The organism is Pseudomonas sp. TJI-51, assembly GCF_000190455.2.
GTDB classification, from domain to species: Bacteria; Pseudomonadota; Gammaproteobacteria; order Pseudomonadales; family Pseudomonadaceae; genus Aquipseudomonas; species Aquipseudomonas juntendi.
Genome location: NZ_AEWE02000186.1, coordinates 1 through 10,887 on the forward strand (window position 1 = coordinate 1; position 10,887 = coordinate 10,887).

Annotated in this window: 8 protein-coding genes and 1 pseudogene; 4 read left to right on the forward strand and 5 right to left on the reverse strand. The window is 65.6% G+C overall.

What is annotated here, in order from left to right; genetic code table 11:
• Positions 1–133: 133 nt before the first annotated feature.
• Positions 134–1,624: a sensor domain-containing diguanylate cyclase gene (locus G1E_RS26665; protein ID WP_009682713.1), complete on the forward strand. Its 1,491-nt coding sequence runs from the start codon at positions 134–136 to the stop codon at positions 1,622–1,624.
• Here G1E_RS26665 and G1E_RS26670 read toward each other — a convergent pair.
• Complete coding sequence (locus G1E_RS26670; protein ID WP_009682712.1) at positions 1,621–2,097, reverse strand: PA2169 family four-helix-bundle protein; 477 nt, start codon at positions 2,095–2,097, stop codon at positions 1,621–1,623. The genes G1E_RS26665 and G1E_RS26670 overlap by 4 nt on opposite strands.
• 201 nt (positions 2,098–2,298) lie before the next feature.
• On the opposite strand from G1E_RS26670, the gene G1E_RS26675 reads away from it, so the two are divergent.
• The gene (locus G1E_RS26675) at positions 2,299–2,517 is read left to right on the forward strand and encodes a DUF3820 family protein (RefSeq protein ID WP_009682711.1); all 219 of its coding nucleotides are present in this window, start codon (positions 2,299–2,301) and stop codon (positions 2,515–2,517) included.
• Between the two features lie 98 nt (positions 2,518–2,615).
• Here the strand turns inward: G1E_RS26675 and G1E_RS26680 are convergent, their stop codons facing one another.
• From G1E_RS26680 to ptsP, 3 genes are read right to left on the reverse strand one after another with little or no spacing between them, the layout of a single operon-like run.
• A complete protein-coding gene (locus tag G1E_RS26680; RefSeq protein WP_009682710.1) occupies positions 2,616–4,355 on the reverse strand; it encodes a PTS fructose-like transporter subunit IIB in 1,740 nt (579 codons plus the stop codon).
• Positions 4,352–5,299 (reverse strand): 1-phosphofructokinase, encoded by a 948-nt coding sequence (gene pfkB, locus G1E_RS26685; RefSeq protein WP_009682709.1) that lies wholly within the window; start codon positions 5,297–5,299, stop codon positions 4,352–4,354. Before pfkB ends, G1E_RS26680 begins: the two co-directional genes overlap by 4 nt.
• Positions 5,300–8,152, reverse strand: a complete 2,853-nt coding sequence (gene ptsP / locus G1E_RS26690; RefSeq protein WP_047150282.1) for a phosphoenolpyruvate--protein phosphotransferase — start codon at positions 8,150–8,152, stop codon at positions 5,300–5,302.
• 388 nt (positions 8,153–8,540) lie between these two features.
• On the opposite strand from ptsP, the gene cra reads away from it, so the two are divergent.
• The gene (gene cra, locus G1E_RS26695; RefSeq protein WP_009682707.1) at positions 8,541–9,536 is read left to right on the forward strand and encodes a catabolite repressor/activator; all 996 of its coding nucleotides are present in this window, start codon (positions 8,541–8,543) and stop codon (positions 9,534–9,536) included.
• 2 nt (positions 9,537–9,538) lie between these two features.
• A pseudogene (locus G1E_RS26700) lies at positions 9,539–10,332 on the forward strand (TatD family hydrolase).
• Between the two features lie 21 nt (positions 10,333–10,353).
• On the opposite strand, the gene ampE reads toward G1E_RS26700, so the two are convergent.
• The coding region (ampE, locus tag G1E_RS30015; RefSeq protein WP_256220465.1) for a regulatory signaling modulator protein AmpE at positions 10,354–10,887 on the reverse strand (534 nt) is incomplete at its 5' end.

Genomic DNA, 10,887 nt, shown 5'->3' on the forward strand with positions numbered 1-10,887 from the left:
GCCCGCTCCCACAGGGTTCAGCGTAAATCCAACATGCAGTACAGCGTGATTCCGTCGGACAAATCTTGTCCGACAATCCATGCTTCCCTAGAATACCGCCGCCGCGAATGGCCCTGCCCCTGCAGTAGCGACCATGCCCACCCAATCCCCGCCTCGAGCATTTTACAGGTCGCACCCCGAGCTGACCCTCAATTTGGGCAGTTGCTTCGCCGTGCTCGCTATCGTGACGATCGTCAGCTACCTGCTGGCCCGCGAGCGGGACAGCGTCGAGCAGTCGGCCGTGCGTTCAGCCAACAACATCGTGCAACTGATCGAAAGCGACATCCTGCGCAATGCCGAGCTCTACGACCAATCGCTCAAAGGGTTGATCTGGGCCGTTGGGCGCAAGGAGCTTCCGGAAATTCCCGGCCCGTTGCGCCAGCGTCTGCTGTTCAACGAGGCGTTCGTCGACCGCCAACGCGGTGACGTGCTTTGGCTGGACAAGCAAGGCAACGTGGTCGGTGACTCCACCAGCAGCGTGCCGCGCCAGGCCAACTTTGGCGATACCGGGGTCTTCAGGGCGCACCAGCACAATGCTCACCTGGGGCTGCTGGTGGGCCCGCCATTCAAGGCCAAACTGGGTGACCTGGACTGGTGCATCAGCTTCAGCCGGCGTATTTCCGGGCCGCAAGGCGAGTTTGCCGGGGTCGCCGCCGGGGCGCTGCGCCTGTCGTACTTCAACGACCTGTTCCGGCGCCTGGACATCGGCGATGACAGCAGCATCAGCCTGCTGAACACGGATGGGCAATTGCTCGCCCGGCAAACCTCGCGCCCGGAAACGCTTGAGATCGGTACCAATTTTGCCACTCGGCCGAATTTCAAACGCATTCTCCGCGAGCAGCACGGGAGTTTCACCGCCCCCGCGACTAGTAACGGCCAGCCACGCATGTTCACCTTCGCCCGGGTAGCGCAATTACCGCTGATCGTGCTGGTGCAGCATTCAGCTGACGAGGTGTTCCAGTCGTGGCGCCGTACCGCCACGGTGGTCAGTGTCGCCACGGGCGTATTGTGCATCGGCATCCTGTGGCTCACCTTGCTGCTGGGCCGGGAATTGCGCCGCCGCCACGAAGCCGAACAGGGCTTGGCGACACTGGCAGCTACCGACAGCCTCACCGGCCTGGCAAACCGCCGGCGGCTAGACCAGGTATTGCGGCAGGAGTGGGCGCGGGCGCAGCGCAATCACATGCCGTTGGCGTTGCTGATGGTGGATGTCGACCATTTCAAGGCATTCAACCAGCGCCATGGTCATGCCGGTGGCGACCATGCCCTGCGCGAGGTGGCCAAGGCCATCGAGGCATGCCTGAGGCGCCCTGCAGACCTGGCTGCGCGCTATGGTGGGGAGGAATTTCAGGTAGTACTGCCGGAAACCGACCTGGCAGGTGCTCAACTGATGGCTGAACGCATCCGCCTGAGCGTAGAGGGGCTGGCACCGTTTGCCGATGATGCCCGTGGGGTCACGGTCAGCATCGGCATCGGTTTGTCCGGCACCCAGTACGACCTGGCCAGGTTGCTGGGTGCCGCGGACGAGGCCCTCTACCGAGCCAAGGCCAAAGGCCGTAACCGGGTAGAGGGCCCAGAGGCTTAAGAGCGGGCGCGAGCAGCGTTGCGCAGTGCTTTCACCTGGTCGTGATTACGCTGCACGCCTTGCAGTTGCTTCTCCACCAGGGCATAGGTAGTGTCTGAGGCAGTGCGGCCCAGTTTAACCAGCTTCTCACGGGCTTCCTTATAAGCCTTCAGGGCATGGTCCTCGCCGCGCTCCACTTCGTTGAGCACTGCTTCTTCATCCTTGCCGGTGACCATCGACTTAAGGTTGACCCAGCCGCGATGCAGATCGCCACTGAAGCTGGTAGAGGTTTCCGGGTCGCCACCCAGGCGGCGCACTTCGCTTTGCAGTTCACCGGCCGCATTGGCGCATTCGCCGGCGCGCTGGGCGAAGAACGATTTCAGCTCCGGGTTCTTGACATCATCGGCCGACTCACGAAAACCTTTCTCGCCGTCCTTGCTGTACTCGATCAGGTCGTTCAGTACATCGATCACGTCTTTGTTCGGGTTGCTCATGGTAAAGCTCCTTGGCAGGTGATAGTCATCTGGATAGGAGCAGTGTTCGTGCCAACCTGGAATGATCTTGAATATTCTTTAATATCAACAGCTTAGATAACAACCAAAAAAGCCGGATACCGGTGTTCTGCATGATTACCGCTTGGGCGCTCGTGCAGATTGCAGTATGTTCGGCGCTTCGTCATAACCCGGTCTCTTCTGATGAAACCCGAAACCCTGGAACTGTTGGTGACCCGCACGATGCCCTTCGGCAAATACCAGGGGCGATGCATTGCCGACTTGCCGGGAGACTACCTGGCCTGGTTCGCACGCAAGGGTTTCCCTACGGGGGAACTGGGGGGGTTGCTGGCGTTGATGCATGAGATCGACCATAACGGCCTGGGTGATCTGCTAAAGCCATTGCGGCAGAAGCACGGGTGAACCCGCTCCCTCAGGTGGCCCGCGCACTCTGCAAGCCTGCGAAATTCCTGTAGGAGCGGGCTTACCCGCGAAGAGGCCAGTACTGCCTATACAAACCGCTAGCCTTTAACGGGCGCCACAGCCAGCTCTACCCGCTCACTCTTCTTGATCACGGCATAGACCACCGCCGTGAGCAAACTGCCCGCGACGATCGCCAACAGGTACAGCAGCGCGTGGTTGATCGCATTAGGGATCAGCAGCACGAACAAGCCGCCATGCGGGGCCATCAGCTTGCAGCCGAAGTACATCGACAATGCCCCGGTCAACGCACCACCGGCGACACTGGCCGGAATAACCCGCAGCGGGTCTTTGGCAGCAAACGGGATCGCCCCTTCCGAGATGAAGCACAGCCCCAACGCCAGGGCCGCCTTACCGGCCTCGCGCTCGCTTTGCGCGAACTTGCGCCGGGCAATGAAGGTGGCGATACCCAGGCCGATCGGCGGCACCATGCCCGCCGCCATGGTCGCGGCCATGGGGGCGTAGCTCGACGAGGCCAGCAGCCCCACCGAGAACGCATAGGCGGCCTTGTTGATCGGCCCGCCAAGGTCGACACACATCATGCCGCCCAGCAAAAGCCCCAGCAGAATGGCGTTGGTGGTGCCCATGCTGTCCAGGAAGCGGGTAAGGCCTTCCAGCATGGCTGCAACCGGCTGGCCGACCACGTAGATCATCACCAGGCCGGTGAACAGGCTCGCCAGCAACGGGATGATCAGGATCGGCTTGAGCGCCTCCAGGCTGCTGGGCAAACGAGCCCAGCGGGCGATGGCCTTGGCGCTGTAGCCCGCCAGGAAACCGGCCACGATGCCGCCAATGAAGCCGGCACCCAGGGTGCTCGCCAGCAGGCCACCGATCATGCCCGGCGCCAACCCGGGGCGGTCGGCGATAGACCAGGCAATATAGCCCGCCAGCAGTGGCACCATCAGTTTGAAGGCCGCTTCGCCACCAATCTGCATCAGCGCCGCCGGCAAGGTGCCGGGCTCCTTGTAGGCCTCGATGCCGAACACGAATGACAGCGCGATCAGCAGGCCGCCCGCCACCACCATCGGCAGCATGAACGACACGCCAGTCAGCAGGTGCTTGTACACCCCGGTCTTTTCACCCTTGGCGGGCGCGGCCGCCGCGGCATCGGCGCTGTTTTCCACCTTGCCTTCGGCCAAGGCCTTGTCCAGCGTGGCCCGCGCCTGCTTGAGGGCGACCCCGGTACCACAGCGGTAAATACGTTTGCCGGCAAAGCGGGCGGTGGGCACCTCAATGTCGGCGGCCAACAGCACCACATCGGCCTGGGCGATGGCTTCGGCAGACAACGGGTTGCGTGCGCCGACCGAGCCCTGGGTTTCCACGGTGAGCTGGTAGCCCACTTGTTGCGCTGCCTGCTGCAAAGCCTCCGCGGCCATGAAGGTGTGAGCCACACCGGTCGGGCAGGCTGTGACGGCAACAATCTTAACGCCGGCAGAACGCTCTTCCAGCGCCGGCTTGCCTGGCACATCCGTCAGCAAGCGGGCGTTGGCCGCCGCCTCATCGAGGAAACCTTCGCGGTCGGCCAGGGCCTGCGACGGCGTGCTCTGGAACAGGCGCTTGCCGACGAAGCGGGACAGGTCAACCGGGCCGGTGCTGACCACCAGCACCCAGTCGGCCTCGGCGATTTGCGTCGCGCTCAGTTGCCGCTCGGGGTGTTCGGCATCCTGCACCTCGACACTGGTGCTCCAACCGCGCCGCTGGGCTGCGGCAGACAGCAAGCGGGCACTCAGCAAACTCGACACCTGGCCATTAGGGCAGGCGGTGACAATGGCAATGTTCATCGGCAACCCTCTTGTTGTTCTGTCAGTTGCACGGCCGCCTGCAGCCGAGCCAGTTGCTCACGGTCGCAGATGCCGAAGCCAACCTGGGTAACGGCCTGGGCGGCGATGGCGGTGGCCCGGGACAGGGTCTGCGCGGGCGCTTCGCCCTGCAGCAGGCCATGCACCATGCCGGCGACCAGGGAATCCCCTGCCCCCACCGTGCTGGCGACCCGCACCGTGGGCGGGACTGCGTGCAGCACGCGGTCGCGCATGTACCAGCTGACCCCCTGCTCACCCGCCGATACCACCACGTGTTCGATGCCGCTGGCCAACAGGCGCTCGGCAGCGGCGCCTTGCTGGGCCTGGGTAACCACTGCCTCGCCGAGCACTTCGCCCAGTTCTTCGGTATTGGGCTTGACCAGCCACGGCGCGCTTTGCAAACCGGCCCGCAAAGCTTCACCGCTGCTGTCCAGGGCCACCTTGAGGCCTTGGGCCTTGAGCTGTTCGAGCAATTGTTGGAACCACTCGGCGCTGACCCCACGCGGCAGGCTGCCGGCCACCACCACCGCATCGTGGCCTGGCGCGACCTGGGCCAGGCGGCTGAGCAAGGCATCGCGCGCCGCCTGGTCCACCAGCGGGCCTTGGCCGTTGATGTCGGTCACGCGGCCATCGGCTTCGACCAGCTTTATGTTGCTGCGGGTTTCACCCGCCACGCGGACAAAGCAGTCGGCGAAGCCGCGGGTTTCGATCAGCGCCTCGAACGGTTGCAGGTTGTCACCCCCGAGGAAGCCGCCCACGGTTACGCTGTGCCCCAGGTCGGCCAGCACCTGGGCGACATTCAGCCCCTTGCCGGCGGCGTGGCTGTGCTGCGCCTGGCTGCGGTTGACTTGCCCTGGGCGCAAGGTGCCCAGGCCGATGGTGAGATCCAGCGCCGGGTTCAGGGTAAGGGTGAGGATCTTGGCCATTCAGTAACGCTCCACCAGCGCGCGTACCGCTGCCGCGCTGTCCTGTTGCAGGGCCTCGCGCGCCAGGGCGCGGGCCGTTTGGTGATCGGCCTGGCGGACCAGGGCCTTGACTTCGGCAATGCTGCGCGCGGCGACGCTGAGTTCATCCACGTCCAGGCCCAGCAACACGGCGACCGCTTGCGGGTCGGCCGCCAGCTCACCGCACACACCTACCCATTTGCCATGGGCATGGGCGGCACGCACCGTCATGTCGATCAGGCTGAGCACCGCCGGGTGCAGGCCGTCGGCCTGGGCTGAGAGGCTTGGGTGGCCACGGTCGATGGCCAGGGTGTACTGCGTCAGGTCGTTGGTGCCGATGCTGAAAAAGTCCACTTCGCGGGCCAGCTGTGGCGCCAGCAGGGCTGCCGAGGGGACCTCGACCATGATGCCCAGTTGCAGGTCGGCGACCGGGATTTCGGCACGCAAACGCTCGACCATGGCCCGCGCCTCACGCCATTCGTGCACCTGGCCGACCATGGGGAACATGATACGCAGCGGCCGCTGGTCGGCGGCCCGCAGCAACGCGCGCAACTGGTCTTCCATGACGTGCGGGCGCTGCAGGGTCAAGCGCACGCCGCGCACGCCAAGGAACGGGTTTTCTTCGGCGGCAATCGGCCAGTACGGCAACGGTTTGTCACCGCCGACATCCAGGGTACGCACTACCAGCGGCCGCCCGTCCAGGCCATCGAGCACACGGCGGTACTCGGCCTCCTGGGTAGCCACGTCCGGCGCTTGAGGGTGCGCCATGAAAATCAGCTCGGTGCGCAGCAGGCCCACGCCCTCGGCACCTTGGTCCACCACCTTGGCGATGCCAGTGCTTTCGCCGATGTTGGCAAACACCTCGACTGCATGCCCATCACGGGTAACCGCGGGCTCGAAACGGCTGGCCCAGGCAGCCTGCAAACGCTGCTCGCGCTGGTCGCGCTCGGCCAGCGCGCGTTGCAGTTCATCAGCCGGCGGCGCCACGCTGACCGTACCGCGCTGGCCATCGAGCAGCAGCGGTGTACCGCTTTGCAGCAGCAGTATCGCGGCCCCTGCGCCAACCACGGCGGGGATACCCAGGGCCCGGGCGACGATGGCGCTGTGCGCGGTCGCGCCGCCCTGGGCGGTGACGATACCGGCCACCCGGCTCGGGTCCAGCCGGGCGACATCGGAGGGACCCACTTCGGTCATGACCAGCACGTAGGGCTGCTCGGGTTCCACTTGCGCCTGCACCCCGCACAACTGCGCCAGCACGCGACGGCCCACGTCACGCAGGTCGGCGGCGCGCTCGGCCAGCAAGGCATCATGCAAGGCCTCCTGCTGGCGGGCCGCGGCCTCGATCACCGCCATCCACGCGGCGGCGGCGCTCTCGCCTTGGGCCAGGCGCTGTTCGACATCGTCGGTCAGGGCAGGGTCGGCAAGCATCTCCTGGTGGGTGACGAAAATCTCGCCAATGGCTTTGTCGCTGCGCTGCACCAGCGCCTGCAGTTCACTGCTCACGACCGCCAGGGCGTCGCGCAGCTTCTGCCGCTCCTGCGTGCACGACTCGCCACGCAGGGGGTAGTCGAACTCGCGCTCGACACACACGTGCGCGGGGCCGCTGGCGATGCCTGGGGCGGCGCCCACGCCTTGAATGCGGCTCCCGGCCGGTGGCGCTTGTACCACCTCGGGCGCGGCCTCCGGTTCAGCGCTGGTGCCCTGTGGCAGCGGCTCGACTTCCTCGCCCAGGCCCTGCTCGATGGCGGCCAGCAGTGCTGGCAAGGCATCGGCGGCAACCGCGGGTTCGGCCAGCAATTCCAGCACCTGGCCACGGCGGGCGCCCAGGCTGAGCAGCTTGCTCAGGCTCTTCACCGACACCGCTGGCTGGGCGCTGTCGGCCAGGCGCACGCGGATGTCCCCTTCAAAGGCTTTGGCCAGTTGCGCTAGCACTTTGGCAGGGCGGGCATGCAGCCCATGCGGGTTGGCCAGCACCACGCGGGCGCAGGGCCAGTCTGGCAGCGCCTCGCCTCCCAGAACCTCCAGCACCGCACGGCTACTGGTGGCCTGGTAGAGCGTCTGCCCGCGGCCTTCGATCAGCACTTCGCACAGCCGCTCCAGCAAGGCCTGGTGGGCCGCGCCGAGGCTGGCCAGGCAAAACAGGCCATTGAGCGGCTGGGCACGGTAGCGCAGCGGCTGTTGCGGGGTGACGAAGGCCAGGCCTGGCTGGCGCACCTGGCGCTCGCTGTGCAGCCACCACAGGCCTTCGCCCAGCGGCAGCGGCTCGGCCTGCTGCAGCACGGCGGCAAAACCGCTGTCGACGCAGTCGGCGCGCTGCAACAGCCGGGCCCCACGCCAGGCCAGTTCGTCGAAGTCCTCGGCCGGCAGGTTCAGGCCGACCAGTTGCGCATCCAGGGCCAGCGCTTGCGGCGCGCCTTGCAGCAGCTTGAGCAACGCCTCGGCCGAGCTGGCCCGGCGCAGCGCTTCGGCCAAGTCGGTTTCGCCCAGCGCACGGGTCAGCAGTTGCAGCAGGCGCAGGTGTTCATCGGAACGCGCAGCGATGCCAATGGCCAGGTAGACCATCTGCCCATCACCCCAGTCCACCCCTTCAGGGAACTGCAACAGGCGTACGCCGGTGGCATACACCAGGTCACGGGTTTGCGGCGTACCATGGGGAATGGCGATGCCCTGGCCAAGGAAGGTAGAGCCTTGCGCCTCACGGGCTTGCAGCCCTTGCAAGTACCCGTCGGCAACCAGGCCATCGGTAACCAGCCGGTCGGCCAGCAGGCGCAAGGCCTCAGCCTTGTCGGCTGCCGTCTGACCCATGGCTATCTGCTCCTTGGCGAGCTCGAGCATGACCTTCTCCTTATGCAGTTCCCGTTGGGGTACTGGAGTATTGTTGTGAAATTCACGTAACGGCCAGCGGCGGGCTGCAGGCCTCGAGCTGCGCGTTGCAAGCGAAAGCGGGCAGTGCACCGACACGCTTTTTCTTATAGCTTGCAAGTTGAAATTTGCAGCTTGGGGCTGCCAGCCTAACGCTTGCAGCTTTCTCGGCCGAGGCAGAAAATCGGCAGCTGAAACGTTTAATCTGACCAGGCGGCCACGTTACTCGATAATCTGCCAAGGAAAAAGCCCCATCTTGTCGGACAATTGCGACAATAGTCGTCTGCGCGGATGGCCGGTAGGCGGTCAAACTAGCCGGCCCGGCCTGCCCGCCAGCCCCGGTAACAACAAGGAAAATTCGGTGAAACTCAGCGATATCGCCCGTCTGGCCGGTGTGTCCGTGACCACCGCCAGCTACGTCATCAATGGCAAGGCTGAACAGCAACGCATCAGCAGCAGCACGGTCGACAGGGTGCGCGCGGTGGTCGAGGCCCACGGCTTCACCCCCAACCCACAGGCTGCTGGCCTGCGCAGCCGGCATACCCGTACCCTGGGGTTCATTCTCCCGGATCTGGAGAACCCCAGCTACGCGCGCATTGCCAAGCAACTGGAACAGGGCGCCCGCGCCCGCGGGTACCAGTTGCTGATCGCCAGCAGCGATGACCAACCCGAAAGCGAACGCCAGTTGCAGCAACTGTTCCGCGCCCGTCGTTGCGATGCGCTGTTCGTTGCCAGTTGCCTGCCAGCCGAAGATGACAGCTACCGCGAACTGCAGAACAAAGGCCTGCCGGTGATCGCCATCGACCGCCGCCTGAACCCTGCGCATTTCTGTTCGGTGATCAGCGACGACCGCGACGCCAGCCGCCAGCTGGCCGCCAGCCTGCTGCGCGCCGCGCCACGCAGCATTGCCTTGCTCGGCGCCCGCCAGGAGCTGTCGGTCAGCCAGGCCCGTGCAGGTGGTTTCGATGAAGCGCTGCAAGGCTATGCCGGTGACGTGCGCCGCTACCAGGGCGAAGCCTTCAGCCGGGCATGCGGCCAGCGCCTGATGCAGCAACTGATCGACGACCTGGGGGGCCTGCCCGATGCCCTGGTGACCACCTCGTATGTGCTGCTGCAAGGGGTATTCGACACACTGCAGGCGCGCCCCGCCGGCTCCCGGCAGCTGCAGTTGGGCACGTTTGGCGACAACCAGTTGCTGGACTTCCTGCCACTGCCGGTCAATGCCATGGCCCAGCAGCACGGCCTGATCGCCGCCACTGCGCTGGAACTGGCGCTGGCCGCCATCGAGGAAAAGCGCTACGAACCTGGCGTGCATGCCATAGGCCGTACGTTCAAACAACGTATCGCCGCAGGCTGAACATGCGCCTGATCGACACCCACACCCACTTGGACTTCCCCGACTTCGACGCCGACCGCGCGCGCCTGCTGGCCAACGCAGCGGCGCGCGGGGTGGAGCGAATGGTCGTGCTCGGGGTTTACCAGGCGAACTTCCAGCGGGTGTGGGCGCTGGCCGGCGCCGAACCAGGCCTGTACGCCGCGCTGGGCCTGCACCCGGTCTACCTGGAACAGCATCGGCCCGAGCACCTGCAGCAATTGCGCGAGTGGCTGGAGCGCCTGCGCGGTGACCCACGGCTGTGTGCAGTGGGCGAATTTGGCCTGGACTATTACCTCGAACACCTGGACAAGGCCCGCCAACAGGCGTTGTTCGAAGCACAACTGCAGATGGCGTGTGATTTCCAGCTGCCGGCGCTGTTGCACGTGCGCCGCAGCCATGCCCAGGTAATTGCCACGCTCAAGCGCTACAAACCGGCACGAGCGGGGGTGGTGCATGCCTTTGCCGGCAGTTATGAAGAGGCCCGCGAGTACATCAAGCTGGGCTTTCGGCTGGGGCTGGGCGGTGCAGCGACCTGGCCGCAGGCATTGCGGCTGGGCAAGACCCCGGCGCGCCCCCCCCCCGGGCGCGCCTGCCGCTGGACAGCGTGGTGCTGGAGACCGATGCGCCAGACATGGCGCCGGCCATGTTCCCAGGGGTGAGGAACAGCCCGGAGCATCTGCCCGAGATAGCCGGTGCGCTGGCACAAGTGATGGGTGTCGAGGCCGGCGAGCTGGCTGCAGCGAGTACCCGCAACGCGTGTGAGCTGTTCGGCTGGTAGCCGCGCTGCGCCCGCCTGATTTCAGGCCAGCACCGTCCACAGCGCGAACGCGGCATACCACAACACCCCACAGCGCAGCAGCAGCTCCCACAGGCTGTCCAGGCGCCCCAACCCACGCTGGCTGTCTTCATCGTCGGGAATGTCGTCGGCAACGCGCCCGACCCGGGCCACCAGGTGTGCGGCGCTGATGTGCCAGTTGAGCACCTCGTGCAGCATCACCCGCGTCACCGCCAGGAAATTGCCCACCAAGGCAAAGCTCAACGCCAGCACGCGCACCGGCAGCCAGTCCATGATGTGCCGCAACTGCTCGGCGCGCGCCTTCAGCACCGCTTGCCCGCTGCGACCAGCGCACAGCGCCAGTAACCGATACGCCAACGCTGCCCCCGGCCCCAGCACGAAATACCAGAAGATCACGGCGAAGAAGCCCTGGTACACCTGCCACAGCAAGTTGCCCTGCACCCGCACCAACAACGTGTGCGGCTCATCGGCCGCCAGGCCAAGGTCGCGCTCTGCCACGTGCAAGGCGGCCTGGTCATCGCCCCGGCGCCAGGCGTC